The following is a 14,296-nucleotide window of genomic DNA, read 5'->3' as shown; positions in this document are numbered from 1 at the left end:
GCATGGCTCTGCGCGTGGAGCGGGACGGGGAGCGCGGGGTCGCGCTCGTGGCCCTCGACCGGCCGGAGAAGCTGAACGCCATCGACCTGGAAACGGCCGGGGAACTCACCTCGCTGTGGCGGGAGTTGCGGTACGACGAGTCGGTGCGGGCCGTGGTCCTCACCGGGGCCGGCACCCGCGCCTTCTGCACCGGGGTCGACCGGGGTGTGGAGGTCCCGCAGCCCCCGTCCCCGTACGCCATCGATGATCCCCTCCTGCGCGTCGGGCCGAAGGCGAACGACCTGTGGAAGCCGGTGATCGCGGCCGTGGAGGGGATGGCGTGCGGCGGGGCGTTCTATCTGCTGGGTGAGGCGGAGTTCGTCGTCGCCTCACGGGAGGCCACCTTCTTCGACCCGCACACGTCGTACGGGATGGTCTCGGCGTACGAGGCGGTCGCGATGGCCCAGCGGATGCCGTTCGGGGAGGTGGCCCGGATGGCCCTGATGGGCACCGCGGAGCGGATCGGCGCCGAACGGGCGTACGCGGTCGGGCTGGTCAGCGAGGTGACGGAGCCCGGGGGCGCGGTGGCGGCGGCGCTGCGGGCGGCGGCCGTGATCGCCGGGTACCCGACCGAGGCGGTGCAGGGCACGGTGCGGGCGGTGTGGTCGGCGAAGGAGGCCGCCCGGACACAGGCGATGGCCCAGGCGCCGGCCCTGATCGCGCTGGGGAACCTGGCGCCGGAGCGGCAGGCGGAGCTGTTCGCGGGGCGGCGGGGCGGGGGCGGGGCGCCGAGGGTGCGGTGAGGATGGGGGCGGTGAGGTGGTGTGGCGCCGGGCCCCTGCGCCCCCTCTCCGGGCGGCTGGGCCGCTCAGAGCAGCTGGGCCGTGACCTCGCACCGCTTGACCTCGGAGACCCGGCGCGGGCTGTCCATCCGCACGGTGAGGTTGCGTACGTCGCCGCCGTCGAGGGTCGTCGTGGTCTCGGCGGTGTCGACGGCGTTCCCGCGGGCGTCGTAGAACGTCACGTCCACCTCGTACGTGTGCGGGCGCGTGTCGTTCGACCGCAGCTCCACGACGGACGCGGTGACCGCCTTGCGCTTGCCCTTGCGCGGCTGGGCGCAGCGGACGACCCGGACGGCGGGGCCGTCGGTGGCGGTGGGCGTCGGGGTTCCGTAGGTGGAACCCGAGGAGCCGGACGAGGAGTTGTCGTCGTAGTCATCGTCGTCGTAGTCGGTGTGGCGGTAACCGCTGTTGCTCTTCTTGGAGTTGGAGCAGCCGCCGCCGGAGCTGCTGCTGCCCTTGCTCTTGCTGCCCTTGCCGCCGCTGGTGGACGTCGAGAATCCGGTGAGCGCGAGCACCACCACGACCAGGACCGCCGCGAGCTTCATCTGTCGCCGCATCATGGATGCAGCCCCCCTTGTTGTCGTTGCCCGTGTGTTGCCGTTCCTCGTGCTGACGGTCCACAGCATGCCGGACGATGCGGCGCCGATAGGTCATGGCCCTGTCACGGTCCGGTCATGGTCTGTGGGCCGGGACATCCCCGGGGCGGTCGGCGGCGTCCGCGTGGCGGGGGTGATCGTCCCGGCGTAGCGTCGGCGTCGTGGGGGGGGTGTTCGCCGTACGCCGTTGGAGGCTGCCGATGATCCGCAACATCCTCGGCTCACTCGTCGCCCTGGCCGGGGCCGCTTCCGCCGTGCTGAGCCCGTTCCGCGACTGGTACGACGGGCGGGTGGGGCGGGACTACCGGGTGCGGGACCTCTTCGAGGGGATCACCGCCACGGAGTCGGGGGTGCTGGTCTCGATCCTGCTGCCGTTCCTGTTCGCGGCGCTGCTCGTGATCGCGGGCGTGCTGGTGCGGTCGCGGATCGTGGTCGCGTTCGCGGGGGTGGTGGTGCTGGGCTTCACGATCCTGTGGATGGTCCGCCAGGGGCAGGCGGAGGGGGCGCTGGTGGTGGGCGGGGACGGGTCGGGGCTTCAGGTGGGGGTGGTGAACGCGGTTGCGGGCGGGGTGCTGATGTTGATCGGGGCGGTGTTGATGAGTGGGCGGGGGGCTGGGGGGCGGGCTGGTTCCCGGGCTCGGGCCCGGCGGGAGCGGGAGCGGGAGCCGGTGGAGCCGTATGGCGTGCCGCCGGCGGATCAGGTGGACATGTGGCCGCCGACGCAGGAGCCGGGGCTGTCGACGCATACGTCGCCGTGGCCGGAGCCGGAGGTGGAGCCGTACACGGGGCCGGATCCGCATGATCCCCGTACGCGGTCGTATCCGCAGGCTCCGCAGGAGGGTGACCCCCGGGACCCGATGCATCCGCCGCGCCGGCCACCGGAGCCGTGACGGTCCCCGCGTCGAGGGTCCCGTCCTCAATCGCCGGACGGGCTGGATCTCCCGGGCACCGGCCCCTTCGGAGCTGACGATCCCCCCTCCGACCTGACGATGCCCCCGTCAACGGCCCCGTCCTCAGACGCCGGACGGCCGGGTCGGCTCAGGTGCGGGCCCTGTTTCCTGTGCCTGTGCCCTTCAGGGCGTCCAGCGCGTACACGCAGCGGTCCTTGCTGCATGCGTACACCACGCCCGCCTGCGCCACCGGCGAGCCCGTGATCTCGCCGCCTGTGGCCAGCTTCCAGCGGAGTTGGCCGCCTGCCGCGTCCAGGGTGTACAGCACGTGGTCCGCCGAGCCGAAGTGGACGCGGCCGTCCGCCACGACCGGCGCGCCCACCACGTCGCCGCCCGCGGCGAAGCGCCACTTCGGGGTGCCGGTGACCGCGTCCAGGGTGTAGAGCGCGCTGCCGCTGCCCACGTGGACGTTGCCCACCGCGACGAGCACCGGTTCGACCGAGGCGCGGGCCTCCGTGGCGATGCGCCAGCGGTCCTTGCCGGTCGTCGCGTCCAGCGCGTACACCGTGCCGAGGTAGTCCGCGAGATAGACCCCGCCCCCGGTCACCGCAGGGCCCGGCGCGAACGCGGGCGGGGAGAGGAAGACCGCCGGGGACTCGAAGTGCCACCGCACCCGGCCCGAGACCGTGTCCACCGCGAGCACCCGGGTGCCCGCCGCGAGGTAGACGTAGCCGTCGGGGGCCGGGGTCACCCGGACGGGGACACCGCCGCAGGAGGCCGCGTCGCCGATCGGGTACGACCAGCGCTCCAGCCCCGTACGCGCGTCCAGCGCCCGCAGCCGGGCGTCCTGCCAGACGTAGACCGTGCCGTCGTGGATGACCGGCGCGGCCTCCGCCGTCTCGAAGTCGGCCTGGGCCCCGGTGATCTCCCACAGCTTGTCGCCGTTGGAGGCTTCCCAGCCCTGCACCCCGCCGCCCCGGGTCGCGGTCAGCACCGTGCCCCGGTCGGCCTTGAGCGCGTACACCCAGGCGTCGGTCCGGATCCGCCACTGCTCGGCGCCGGTCGCCGCGTCCAGGGCGTACAGGGACGGGCCGTCCGAGGCGTGGATGCGGCCGCCCTCGACGGCCATCGCCCAGGCCACGTCCCGGGTCTTGAACTGACGCCGCCCGTTGCCGACGTCCAGCGCGTGGATCTCGAAGGACGTCACGTACAGCAGGTCGCCGGAGACGACCGGCGTCCCCCAGACATCGTTGGACATGCGGAAGCGCCAGGGCCGCCACCGGTCGGGGGCGGCGGGTGAGCCGTCCGGGGCGGGCCCCGGAGCCGGTACGGGCGCCGCGGGCGTCGCGGACGAGCCGTTCAGACCGGCGGGCGGGCGGACCCAGCCCGTCGCGGCGGCCGGGTGCGCGGCGGCGGCACCGCGCCCCTCCCCCACCCGGGGGCCGGGCCCGATCGGCGCCTTCGCCCCGGGCAGGTGGACGGGCCCGCTGTCGGGGGCCGGGGGCGAGGAGGAGAGCGGGGAGGGCGAGCGAAGGTCCCCGCCGCGCCACTCGGGACCCCGGTCCGGCGCGCGCTCCGGGGCGCGCGGAGGCTGCGGAGGGCGGGGCGGGGGCGCGGAGGGCGCGGGCGGGGCGGTCCGGCCGCCTCCCCGGCGCCGCTCGATCATGGCGGTGGCCGATGTCGGGAGCCAGGCCGACGCCGTACCGCTGTCGTCGCTGCCGGAGGCGAAGAGGTGCGGGGCGAGCTGGGCCTGGAGGTCGGCGGGGCTGGGCCGCTGGGTGGCGTCCATCTGCATGCACGACTCGATGAGGGGCCGCAGGTCGTCCGGCAGCCCCTCCAGGTCGGGCCCCTCGCGCAGCAGCATGAACACCGTCTCGACCGGGTTGGCCCCGTGGTAGGGGGCGTGGCCGGTGGCGGCGAAGGCGAGGGTGGAGCCCAGCGAGAAGATGTCGCTGGCCCCGGTGACGCTGCGCGAGTCCCGGGCCTGCTCGGGCGACATGTAGGCGGGGGTGCCGACGGCGACGTTCGTCATGGTCAGGCGGGTGTTGGAGACGCCGGAGGCGATGCCGAAGTCGATGACCCGGGGGCCGTCCTCGACGACGAGCACGTTGGAGGGCTTCAGGTCGCGGTGGACGAGCCCGGCGCCGTGGATGGACTGGAGGGCCTCGGCGATCCCGGCGGCCAGCCACCGTACGGCCTGGGTCGGCATCGGGCCGCACTCGTTGACGATCTCTTCGAGCGAGGGCGCGGGCACATAGGCGGTGGCCAGCCACGGCACGGCGGCACGGGGGTCGGCGTCGACCACGGCGGCGGTGTAGAAGCCGCTGACCGCGCGGGCGGCCTCGACCTCGCGGGTGAAGCGGACCCGGAAGAGCTGGTCCTCGGCGAGCTCGGTCCGCACCGTCTTGATCGCCACCCGGCGGCCCGACGCCGACCGGGCGAGATAGACCAGCCCCATGCCGCCGGCCCCGAGCCGTCCCAGCACCTCGAACGGGCCGATCCGTCTCGGGTCGTGCTGCGTCAGCTGCTCCATCACGTGCCTGCCACCTCCCCGTACGGACCTCAGGAACGAAGCCCGCGAATTACCCGCCCGTTACCGCCCGGTGCGATTCCCGGCCTGCGCAGCGTCTCACCGCTGGGCACCACCTGGCGGTGCGCACCCTGATTCTTCCTGGCTCGGGCGCCGGTTGCGAACCCGGGGGCGGATGTGGGTGTCTCATCTCACTTCGGCTGATTCTCGCCCACACCGGTACGCGGCGGGGCCGGGACCGTCGCGCGACGAGGCCAGGACCGTTCGCGCGGCAGGCTCAGGGGAGCAGCTCGCTCGGCTGGAGCACGGCGAAGAGGGCGCCCTGGTCGTCGACGAGGACCGCCATGCGCCCGTACGGGATGTCGAAGGGCGGTGCGGAGACCCGGCCGCCGAGCTGTACGGCGAGTTCGGCCGCCGCGTCGCAGTCGGCGACGGCGAAGTAGGTGAGGAAGTAGCTGGGCAGCTCGGCGGGGAACGCGTCCGTGATGACGCTGCGACCGCCGATGGCGGTGTCCGGGCCCGGTTCCACGCCCTCGGGCGACCACATCCGGAAGTCGACCAGTGCCTCGGCGTCGTCGGAGACGTCGTTGCCCGTCTCGTCCAGGTCGGTGCCCCGGAAGCCGAAGACCTTCTCGTAGAAGGGGTCCACCTTCCCGGGCTGCCGGGTGTGGACCTCGGTCCAGCAGAAGGAGCCGGGCTCGTTCTGCTTCTCGAACCCCTCGCGCTCCTCGGGCTGCCAGAGGCCGAAGACCGCGCCCCCGGGGTCAGCCGCCTGCGCCACGATCCCGGCCCGCCCGGCCCGTACGGGGTCGGTGATGATCTGGCCGCCGTGTTCGCGGATCGAGGCGACGGTGGCCCGGATGTCGTCGGTGGCGAAGTAGACGCCCCAGGCCGTCGGCATCCGCCCGTCCTTCTTGGCGGCAAGGGCGGCGACGAGCCTGCCGCCGCTGAGGGCATCCGCGAAGGGCATGCCGTCGCCCGCGCGGAAGGTCCAGCCGAAGAGGCCGCCGTAGAAGCGCTTGCCGGCTTCGAGGTCGGAGAGCTGCACGTCCGCCCAGCACGGCGCCGAGTGCGCGAATGCGGCCATGGGGCCCGGTCCTTCCGTCGCGGTTCCGTCGCGGATGGCGTTGGGCATTCCGTCGCGGATGTCGTTGCGCTTCCCTTGTGGGTTTCGCTGCGATGCCCTCGCAGTGACGCCCGTCACAGTCAACGTAACGTCGCACCCGCCCAGGCGCGCCCCGGCGGACGCCGAACGCGAGCCGAAGGCCCCCATAGGGAACATTTGCTCGGATAGTGAAGGCGCGGTCACCATGTGGACGAAAGTTGTCCACCGAAGTTGTCCACAGGCTGTTGATAACACTTTCACCGACGGTGGCGGCCCGGCCGTGGGGCCGGAATCAGGCCCCGCACCGGGGCCCCTTGCACCCCGCCCCCACACCGGCCGAAAACGATCGCCTCGCACCGGCCGCACCCCTGCGCACCCCGGCGTTCCTGCGGCGTTCCCCATTTGCAGTCGGCCGAATCGCGCTCCCAGCACCCCTCGGTAAGCTGACGGCATGACAGGACAAGTACGTACCGTCGACGGCCGCGTGGCCGGTCGACGCGGTCAGGCGACGCGGCAGAAGCTGCTCGACTGCCTCAGCGAGATGCTCAGCTCCTCGCCGTACCGGGACGTCAAAGTCATCGACGTCGCCCGGAAGGCCGGGACTTCACCCGCGACTTTCTACCAGTACTTCCCCGATGTGGAGGGCGCCGTCCTCGAAATCGCCGAGGAAGTCGCCAAGGAGGGCGCCGGACTGACCGAACTGGTCGCCGGACGCCCCTGGGTCGGCAAGGCCGGCTGGCAGACGGCCGAGGAACTCGTCGAAGGATTCCTCGACTTCTGGCGCCACAACGACGCGATCCTCCGCGTGATCGACCTCGGCGCCGCCGAAGGGGACAAGCGGTTCTACAAGATCCGTATGAAGATCCTGAACTCGGTCACCAACTCCCTCACCGATTCGGTGAAGGAGCTCCAGGCCAAGGGCAAGGTCGACAAGGACATCAGCGCCGCCGCGATGGCGGGCTCCCTGGTCGCGATGCTGGCCGCGGTCGCCTCGCACCAGAAGGGGTTCACCACCTGGGGTGTGAAGCAGGCCGAACTGCGCCCGAACCTGGCGCTGTTGGTGCACCTCGGCATCACCGGCAAGAAGCCCACCAAGTAGCCGAACCGGTACGCCCCAGCGGTACGCCCTACCGGCACGTCCTGTCTCCCCGACGGCGGATCACCACGCACCCCTGGCGGTGGTCCGCCGTCGGTGTTCCCGGACACGCTCCCGGACGCCCACGGCGGTCCGGACACCGGTGGACGGCGAACTACCGCCGCTCCAGCCGGAAGAGGCGGATCTGCCGCTCCACCCGCGCCTGGTACGCGGCGTACGGCGGCCAGAACGTCAGCGCCACCCGCCACACCTCCTCCCGCTCCGCTCCCTCCAGCAGCCGCGCCCGCACCGGGATGTCCCGGCCGCGCCAGCTGATGACCGCCTCCTCCGGGCGGGCCAGCAGATTCGCGGTCCAGGCCGGGTGCCCCGGACGGCCGAAGTTGCTGCCGACCAGGATCCAGGTGCTCTCGGACTCCCCCTCCGGCATGCAGGCCAGCGGGGTCACCCGGGGCCGCCCGCTGCGCGCCCCCGGCACCGTCAGGACGATCCCGGGCAGCATCCTCGCGCTGGGCAGCACCTTGCCCCGGGTGAGCCGGTGGACGGTGCGGTCCATGACGGGGACGACGTGCGGGGCGATCCGGGCGAAGGCGCGGGTCGAGGAGACCTTCTGGATGAGCCGGGCGGCCCGGTCGCCGGCCATCAGACGGCCACCCCGTGCGCCGGTCCGTCCGCCGTGACGCCCCCGAACAGCCCGGCCTGCCCCGCCGCACGCTCGCGCAGCCGGTGCACGGGCCCGAAGAGCAGCTCGTCGCCCGCCGCCCGTTTGACGTACAGATGCGCCTCGTGCTCCCAGGTGAAGCCGATGCCGCCGTGCAGCTGCACGGCCTCACCGGCGACGATCCGGGCCGCCTCCAGCGCCTGGGCCAGTGCCAGCGGGCCCGCCGCCGGGTCCCAGGCGGCGTAGTACGCGGCGGAGCGGGCCGCCTCCACCCGTACGTAGAGGTCGGCGAGGCGGTGCTTGACCGCCTGGAACGACCCGATGGCCCGGCCGAACTGCTCGCGCTCCTTCACGTACGCCACGGTCCTCTCCAGCGCCCCCGCCGCCGCACCGACGGCCTCGGCGGCCAGGACGGCGGCGGCGGCGGTGCACCCGGTGGCGGCGAGCGCGCCGCACACGTCGGCGGCCTCGTCCGGGCCCAGGAGTTCGGCCGGGGTGTCGCGCAGTTCGAGGCGGGCGAGGGGGCGGGTCTCGTCCATCGCGGTCAGCCGGGTGCGTGCCAGCCCTTCGGCCGAGGCGGGCACGATGAAGAGCAGCGTCCGGCCGCGTGGGTAGCCGCCGGTGTGGGCGGCGACCAGGAGGAGCCGGGCGCTGTGCCCGTCGAGGACCCGTCCGGCCTCGCCGTAGAGCCGCCAGCCGCCACCGCCGAAGCGGGCCTGGACGCCCCCGGCCCGTCCCCCGCCCGCCCAGGCGACGGCCCGGTTGTCGTCCGTGAGCCCGAGGGCGACGGCCATCGACCCGCCGGGGACGGCGAGCGCGGCGGTGAGGGTGCCGTCGGCGATCCGGGGCAGCAGCCCGGCGCGCTGCCCCGGGGTGCCCAGGGCGGTGATCAGGGGCGCGGCGAGTACGGCGGTGGCGAGCAGCGGGGAGGGCAGCAGGGCGCGGCCGGTCTCCTCAGCGGCGAGGGCCAGCTCGGTGGCGGTGCAGCCGGCCCCGCCGTACTCCTCCGCCAGCGCGAGCCCCGGCAGCCCGAGCTCCTGGGCGAGCCGGCGCCACAGGGCCGGATCGTGGCCCTCGGCGGTGCGTACGGCGGCGCGGACCTCGCCGGGTCCGCTGTGCCGGGCGAGCAGGTCGCGCAGGGTGCGGCGGATCTCGTCCTGTTCCGCGGTGAAGGCGGCGTCCATCGTCGGGCTCCTCCCCTCAGGAACCGGCGGCCCCTGATCTGACGACCCGTCATATTACGTACGGAGCACACTGATTCCCAGGGTCCCGCACACGTACCCAGGCGTACAGGGGTACGGAGGCCACGCGCACCACCCCGTTGCGCACCCTCGTATCTGATGTACCGTCAGATTCATGCGCGCCTCCTCCCGCCGCCCCCGTAAGGTCGCTGTCGTCGGCATCTCCCTCGCGGAGTGCGGACGCGTCGACGACGCCACCCCGTACGCCCTGCACGCCCAGGCGGCCCGCCGCGCGCTGGTGGACTCCGGCCTGGACCGCTCGGTGGTCGACGGCTTCGCCTCCGCCGGGCTCGGGACGCTGGCCCCGGTGGAGGTCGCGGAGTATCTGGGGCTGCGGCCCACCTGGGTCGACTCCACGGCGGTGGGCGGCGCCACCTGGGAGGTGATGGCCGCCCACGCGGCGGACGCGATCGCGGCGGGCCGGGCGCGGGCGGTGCTCCTGGTCTACGGCTCCACGGCCCGGGCCGACATCAAGGCGGGCCGCCGCACGTCGAACCTGTCGTTCGGGGCACGGGGGCCGCTCCAGTTCGAGGTGCCGTACGGGCACAGCCTGATCGCCAAGTACGCGATGGCAGCGCGCCGCCATATGCACACGTACGGCACGACGCTGGAGCAGCTGGCCGAGGTGGCGGTGACGGCCCGGGCGAACGCGGCGGCGAACCCGGAGGCGATGTTCCGGGACCCGATCACGGTCGAGGACGTCCTCTCCGGCCCGATGATCGCGGACCCCTTCACCAAGCTGCACTGCTGCATCCGCAGCGACGGGGGGTGCGCGGTGCTGCTGGCCGCCGAGGAGTACGTACGGGACACGGCGAAGGTGCCGGTGTGGATCCTGGGCACCGGGGAGTCCGCGTCCCACTCCACGATGTCGGAGTGGCAGGACTTCACGGTCTCCCCCGCCGCCGTCTCGGGCCGCCTGGCCTTCGAGCGGGCCGGGGTGCGCCCCTCCGACATCGACCTGGCGGAGATCTACGACGCCTTCACGTACATGACGCTGGTGACGCTGGAGGACCTGGGTTTCTGCCCGAAGGGGGAGGGCGGCGCGTTCGTCGAGAAGGGCCGCACGGGCCTGCGCGGCGAGCTCCCGGTGAACACGGACGGCGGCGGCCTCTCCGCCTGCCACCCGGGGATGCGCGGCCTGTTCCTGCTGGTGGAGGCGGTACGTCAGCTACGCGGGGAGGCCGGGGAGCGCCAGGTCCACAAAGCCGGGGGCCGCCTCCCGGAGCTGGCGGTGGCATCGGGGACGGGCGGCTGGTTCTGCTCGTCGGGGACGGTGGTGCTGGGGCGGGGGTGAGGGCGGGCCGCACGGGTCGGCGCCCGGCTGGCTCCGTGGAGCCGGGACCCGATGGAATGGGCCCATGAACGAAGCCGACGCACCCGCCCCGCCGCCTTTCCCCGCCCTCCTGCACGCCCAGCGCGTCTGGGACAGCGAGCTGCCGGGCTTCGACCCGGCGGACGCCCCGCCCGCGCCCCTCCCCCTCTTCCACCGGTGGTTCGCGGAGGCCGTGGCCGCCGGGCAGCCCGAGCCGCACGCGATGTCGCTGGCCACGGCGGACGCCGAGGGCCTCCCCGACGTACGCACCCTGCTCCTCCACGACGCCGACGAGCGCGGCTTCCACTTCGCCTCGCACGCCACGAGCGCCAAGGGCCACCAGCTCGCCGCCCGCCCGTACGCCGCGCTCGGCTTCTACTGGCCGAGCCTGGGCGGCAGGTGCGGGTCCGGGGCCACGTCCGGCGCTGTACCCCGCCCGAGAGCTACGCGGACCTGCACGCCCGGTCCACCGGGGCCCTGGCCGCCGCCCTGACCGGGACCCAGAGCGCGGTCGTGGCGTCGGTGGCCGCCCTCCACCGGGCGGCGGACGCGGCCTGGGAGCGGGCCCGGGCGGAACCGGACGCCGAGGCTCCGACCTGGACCCGGTACGTGGTCGAACCGGCCGAGGCCGAGTTCTTCCAGGGCGACGCCCGCCGCCGCCACATCCGGCTCCGTTACCGGCGTACGGAGACCGGCGCGGAGGGGGCACGGAGGCGGGCAGCGAGCCGGGCGCGGAGGCCGGAACCTGGGCCCGCGAGCTGCTCTGGCCCTGACCTGTGGCACCCGGCCCTTACTCGGTTTCAACAAGAAGGGGGCACTATGGAGGAAGCCGAGCTGTTGGGAGGCACCGATGCCACGAGCCCGTTCGCGCTACGCCCCCGACCGGGGGCTGACCGGCCGCATGGTCACCACCATGTTCCTGATCGGTCTGCTCTACGTCGTCTTCGTGGGCGTGCTCCTCGCGGCCCTGCGCGGCTCCTGGCCGATCATCCTGATCATCACCGGCGGCCTGTTCATCGCCCAGTTCTGGTTCAGCGACCGCATCGCGGCGTACGGCATGGGCGCCCGCGAGGTCACCCCCGAGCAGGCCCCCGAGCTGCACGGCACCATCGACCGCATCTGCGCGCTCGCCGACATGCCCAAGCCCAAGGTGGCCATCGCCGAGAGTGACGTACCGAACGCGTTCGCCACCGGCCGCAGCGAGAAGACGGCCCTCGTCTGCGCCACGACGGGGCTGCTCCGCAGACTGGAGCCCGAGGAGCTGGAGGGCGTCCTCGCGCACGAGATGTCGCACGTCGCACACCGGGACGTCGCCGTCATGACGATCGCCTCGTTCCTCGGCGTCCTGGCGGGCATCATCACCCGCATCGCCCTGTGGGGCGGCTTCGCCCGCAGTCGCCCCGGCAACGACCCGGCAGGCATCCTGCTGCTCCTCATCCCGCTGATCAGCGCCGTCGTGTACGCGATCAGCTTCCTGCTGACCCGGCTGCTCTCCCGCTACCGCGAGCTCTCCGCCGACCGCGCCGCCGCCCTGCTCACCGGGCGGCCCTCCGCCCTCGCCTCGGCCCTGACGAAGGTCAGCGGGCAGATGGCCCGCATCCCGACGGAGGACCTGCGCAAGGCGGAGCCGTACAACGCGTTCTACTTCATGCCCGCGTTCTCCTCAAGGGAGTCCCTGGGCCGGCTGTTCTCCTCCCACCCGACGCTGGAACAGCGCCTGGACCAGCTGTCCCGGATCTCCGCCGACCTGTCCCGTTGAGTCTCCCGACCAGTCTTCCGAATGCTTCAAGGAGTTACGCCCGTGGGCCTGCTCGACGCCATCCTCGGCCGCAGCAAACCCGTACGCCCCGACCTCGACCAGCTCTTCGCCGTCCCCTCGGCGGCCCTCACCCTCCAGGCCGCCACCGGCTTCACGCCGACCGGACTGGGCTCGGTCTGCTTCGCGGGCGTGGAGGGCGGCGGTTTCGCGCGCCTCCAGGAGGACGTCCGGGAGCTGCTGGACGCGGACACGGAGCGCGGCGGCATCCCGGTGGAGTTCAGCCGGGACGCGTACGGCTACACCTGGCTGCTCGCCACCCACCCGGCCGACGACACGGCGGGCCTGGTCAACGACCTGCACGCGGTGAACACCCTGCTCCAGGACGGCGGCTTCGGCCCGCACCTGCTCTGCTCGCTGATCGGGTTCCGGGACGCGGAGGGGCGTGCGCTGGCGCTCGTCTACCTCTACAAGCGCGGCACGTTCTACCCGTTCGCCCCGCTCCCCGGCGACGCCGAGAAGCGGGACAACCAGCTGGAGCTCCAGGTGCGCGGCGCCCTCGGCGACGACCTCCGGGTGGAGAAGGACCTGTCCCGGTGGTTCCCGGTGTGGGGTGCGCCGGGGCTGTGATCAGCCGCTGACGGCTCATACAGACAGCGGGGCCGCCGCACGGGCGGGCGCACGGTCCTCTCCTGACAGCGCCCTGCTCACCCCCGGGGCCGGAAGACCGGCACCGCCTCCTCGCCGCTCTCCCCCGCCTCCCGGAACGTGACCGTCAGCCCCATCCCGATGCGGAGGTCGCCGTGCGCGCACTCCACGAGCTCCGTCATCATCCGGGGCCCCTCGGCGAGGTCCACGACAGCGGCGACGTACGGCACACGGCCCCCGAAGGGCGGCAGGTCGTTGCGGTGGACGACGGACCACGTGTACAGGGTCGCGTCCCCGCTCGCGCGCTCCCAATCCACGTCCTCGCTCCAGCAGTACGGGCAGAACTCGCGCGGGTAGTGATGGGCCCGCCCGCACCCGCCGCACCGCCGGACCAGCAGCCGGCCCTCCCCCGCCGCGTCCCAGTACGGCCGGGTGAAGGCGTCCGGCTCGGGCAGGTCGAAGCGCGGGGCCGCCGCGCGCTCCGGCGGCGTCACCGGAACAGCCCGAACGCCGCGTCCAGCGACCACGTCTGCCAGGCCATCGCGAACAGGGCCACCAGCGAGATCAGGGCCATCATCGCGTTCTGCCCCTGTTCGGCCCAGTCGTGGATCATCAGGACCAGGTAGAGGAGGTTGAGGAGGAGACCGGCGACGAGAGCGACCGGGGTCAGGAAGCCGGTCACCAGGCCCACTCCCAGAGCCAGTTCGGCGTAGACGACGACGTACGCGATCAGCTTCGGGCGCGGTTCGACGACCCGCCTGAAGCCGGTGCGCACCACCCCCCACCGGTGCCTGCCCGCGACGTCCGCCGCCCAGGCGATCCCCGTGCCCCGCTCGAACCAGCCCTTCCTGTCCTTGTGCCGCCAGCTCTCCAGCCACCACAGGCCGAGGCCTATCCGCAGGACGGCGAGCCATTCCGCACCGCTGAGCCAGATCGTCCGCATCGGCAGCCTCCGGTCACCTCGTATCTGACGGTACGTCAGTTCAGCGGACGCCCGCCGCCACGCGCAAGGGGCGTGCACGAACCGGCGCACCCCCTCAGCGCCGCTGCCCGCGCCCCAGCAGCCACGCCAGGCAGATCCCGCCCAGCGCACCCGTCACCACCCCACCGCCACCGCCAATGGGCCCGCCGTCGGCAGCGTGGTCGCCACCGGGTCGGAGGCGGAGAGCAGCAGGGCGCCCATCGAGGCGGCGGGCAGCAGCCCCGTTCTCCCCCCATCGCGACCGAGGAGGCGGGCCAGCTGGGGCGCACAGAGGGTCACGAACACGATCGGCCCGGCCACCGAGACAGCCACCGCACCGAGCCCCACCGCGACCAGGAGCACGAGGGCGCGGGTGCGGGCCACATCGACGCCCAGGCCGCCCGCCTCGTCGCCCATCTCCGGCAGGCCCAGGCGGCGGACGGCGGGAAGGGCGGCCAGCAGGAGGAGCACCAACGCCAGTGTGACGGCGAGGACAGCCACCCCCGTGAACCGGGTTCGAAGCCGTCTGCCGTTCCTGTACGTCCCACCCCTTCGACCGCCCGGTGGGCGCGCGGCACCGCACCGCGCGAGGGGCCCCCGATGGTCACCTCACACCAACCGAACCAAGCCAGGGCGGAGGGCGCGAATGGCATGCAACCACCGCATCCCACCCCCCGTGATC

At 73.5% G+C, this 14,296-nt stretch carries 14 protein-coding genes and 1 pseudogene; 7 read left to right on the top strand and 8 right to left on the bottom strand.

What is annotated here, in order from left to right:
- The first annotated feature begins 2 nt into the window (after window positions 1-2).
- Window positions 3-782, top strand: coding sequence for an enoyl-CoA hydratase/isomerase family protein (locus tag D6270_RS20025; protein WP_109164193.1), 780 nt, complete (start codon window positions 3-5; stop codon window positions 780-782).
- Window positions 783-847: 65 nt separating this feature from the next.
- Here the strand turns inward: D6270_RS20025 and D6270_RS20020 are convergent, their stop codons facing one another.
- Complete coding sequence (locus D6270_RS20020) at window positions 848-1,381, bottom strand: hypothetical protein (protein WP_109164194.1); 534 nt, start codon at window positions 1,379-1,381, stop codon at window positions 848-850.
- 236 nt (window positions 1,382-1,617) lie between these two features.
- Between D6270_RS20020 and D6270_RS20010 the strand changes: the two genes are divergently transcribed.
- Window positions 1,618-2,307 (top strand): hypothetical protein, encoded by a 690-nt coding sequence (locus D6270_RS20010; protein ID WP_109164195.1) that lies wholly within the window; start codon window positions 1,618-1,620, stop codon window positions 2,305-2,307.
- A gap of 148 nt (window positions 2,308-2,455) precedes the next feature.
- Here D6270_RS20010 and D6270_RS20005 read toward each other — a convergent pair whose 3' ends face one another.
- A complete protein-coding gene (locus tag D6270_RS20005; RefSeq protein ID WP_109164196.1) occupies window positions 2,456-4,840 on the bottom strand; it encodes a protein serine/threonine kinase AfsK in 2,385 nt (794 codons plus the stop codon).
- A 274-nt stretch (window positions 4,841-5,114) separates the two neighbouring features.
- Window positions 5,115-5,924 carry a VOC family protein gene (locus tag D6270_RS20000; RefSeq protein WP_109167353.1) on the bottom strand — a complete coding sequence of 270 codons (810 nt, stop codon included), beginning with the start codon at window positions 5,922-5,924 and terminating at the stop codon, window positions 5,115-5,117.
- A gap of 469 nt (window positions 5,925-6,393) precedes the next feature.
- Here D6270_RS20000 and D6270_RS19995 point away from each other — a divergent pair, with 469 nt between their 5' ends.
- Complete coding sequence (locus D6270_RS19995) at window positions 6,394-7,041, top strand: TetR family transcriptional regulator (protein ID WP_109164197.1); 648 nt, start codon at window positions 6,394-6,396, stop codon at window positions 7,039-7,041.
- 151 nt (window positions 7,042-7,192) lie between these two features.
- Here the strand turns inward: D6270_RS19995 and D6270_RS19990 are convergent, their stop codons facing one another.
- On the bottom strand, window positions 7,193-7,678 hold the full coding sequence (locus D6270_RS19990) for a nitroreductase/quinone reductase family protein (RefSeq protein ID WP_109164198.1): 486 nt from the start codon (window positions 7,676-7,678) through the stop codon (window positions 7,193-7,195).
- A complete protein-coding gene (locus D6270_RS19985) occupies window positions 7,678-8,880 on the bottom strand; it encodes an acyl-CoA dehydrogenase family protein (RefSeq protein ID WP_109164199.1) in 1,203 nt (400 codons plus the stop codon). Before D6270_RS19985 ends, D6270_RS19990 begins: the two co-directional genes overlap by 1 nt.
- A 172-nt stretch (window positions 8,881-9,052) precedes the next feature.
- Between D6270_RS19985 and D6270_RS19980 the strand changes: the two genes are divergently transcribed.
- From D6270_RS19980 to pspAB, 4 genes and pseudogenes are all read left to right on the top strand, one after another.
- Window positions 9,053-10,231: a thiolase C-terminal domain-containing protein gene (locus D6270_RS19980; protein WP_109164200.1), complete on the top strand. Its 1,179-nt coding sequence runs from the start codon at window positions 9,053-9,055 to the stop codon at window positions 10,229-10,231.
- A gap of 64 nt (window positions 10,232-10,295) precedes the next feature.
- Window positions 10,296-11,022: pseudogene (locus D6270_RS19975) on the top strand (pyridoxal 5'-phosphate synthase).
- A gap of 77 nt (window positions 11,023-11,099) precedes the next feature.
- A complete protein-coding gene (htpX, locus tag D6270_RS19970; RefSeq protein WP_109164202.1) occupies window positions 11,100-12,008 on the top strand; it encodes a zinc metalloprotease HtpX in 909 nt (302 codons plus the stop codon).
- Window positions 12,009-12,050: 42 nt separating this feature from the next.
- Window positions 12,051-12,635 (top strand): PspA-associated protein PspAB, encoded by a 585-nt coding sequence (gene pspAB / locus D6270_RS19965; protein ID WP_073877353.1) that lies wholly within the window; start codon window positions 12,051-12,053, stop codon window positions 12,633-12,635.
- A 77-nt stretch (window positions 12,636-12,712) separates the two neighbouring features.
- Here the strand turns inward: pspAB and D6270_RS19960 are convergent, their stop codons facing one another.
- The 3 genes from D6270_RS19960 to D6270_RS19950 all read right to left on the bottom strand — a co-directional run bounded on the left by D6270_RS19960 (window position 12,713) and on the right by D6270_RS19950 (window position 14,115).
- Window positions 12,713-13,147 (bottom strand): Zn-ribbon domain-containing OB-fold protein, encoded by a 435-nt coding sequence (locus D6270_RS19960; RefSeq protein ID WP_109164203.1) that lies wholly within the window; start codon window positions 13,145-13,147, stop codon window positions 12,713-12,715.
- On the bottom strand, window positions 13,144-13,596 hold the full coding sequence (locus D6270_RS19955; protein WP_109164204.1) for a DoxX family protein: 453 nt from the start codon (window positions 13,594-13,596) through the stop codon (window positions 13,144-13,146). The genes D6270_RS19960 and D6270_RS19955 overlap by 4 nt, the downstream gene beginning before the upstream one ends.
- 153 nt (window positions 13,597-13,749) lie before the next feature.
- Window positions 13,750-14,115, bottom strand: coding sequence for an iron chelate uptake ABC transporter family permease subunit (locus tag D6270_RS19950; RefSeq protein ID WP_225976911.1), 366 nt, complete (start codon window positions 14,113-14,115; stop codon window positions 13,750-13,752).
- Window positions 14,116-14,296 lie beyond the last annotated feature (181 nt).

It is taken from the genome of Streptomyces griseus subsp. griseus (assembly GCF_003610995.1).
GTDB lineage: Bacteria > Actinomycetota > Actinomycetes > Streptomycetales > Streptomycetaceae > Streptomyces.
Note: the sequence above shows the minus strand (reverse complement) of the source record. Positions and strands in the feature narration are given on the sequence as shown.

Coding starts and splice junctions, on each gene's coding strand:
- D6270_RS19985 (WP_109164199.1), bottom strand. CDS start 8,880: ATGGACGCCGCCTTCACCGCGGAACAGGACGAGATCCGCCGCACCCTG.
- D6270_RS19990 (WP_109164198.1), bottom strand. CDS start 7,678: ATGGCCGGCGACCGGGCCGCCCGGCTCATCCAGAAGGTCTCCTCGACC.
- D6270_RS20010 (WP_109164195.1), top strand. CDS start 1,618: ATGATCCGCAACATCCTCGGCTCACTCGTCGCCCTGGCCGGGGCCGCT.
- D6270_RS19980 (WP_109164200.1), top strand. CDS start 9,053: ATGCGCGCCTCCTCCCGCCGCCCCCGTAAGGTCGCTGTCGTCGGCATC.
- htpX (WP_109164202.1), top strand. CDS start 11,100: ATGCCACGAGCCCGTTCGCGCTACGCCCCCGACCGGGGGCTGACCGGC.
- D6270_RS20000 (WP_109167353.1), bottom strand. CDS start 5,924: ATGGCCGCATTCGCGCACTCGGCGCCGTGCTGGGCGGACGTGCAGCTC.
- D6270_RS19955 (WP_109164204.1), bottom strand. CDS start 13,596: ATGCGGACGATCTGGCTCAGCGGTGCGGAATGGCTCGCCGTCCTGCGG.
- D6270_RS20005 (WP_109164196.1), bottom strand. CDS start 4,840: ATGGAGCAGCTGACGCAGCACGACCCGAGACGGATCGGCCCGTTCGAG.
- D6270_RS20025 (WP_109164193.1), top strand. CDS start 3: ATGGCTCTGCGCGTGGAGCGGGACGGGGAGCGCGGGGTCGCGCTCGTG.
- D6270_RS19995 (WP_109164197.1), top strand. CDS start 6,394: ATGACAGGACAAGTACGTACCGTCGACGGCCGCGTGGCCGGTCGACGC.
- D6270_RS20020 (WP_109164194.1), bottom strand. CDS start 1,381: ATGATGCGGCGACAGATGAAGCTCGCGGCGGTCCTGGTCGTGGTGGTG.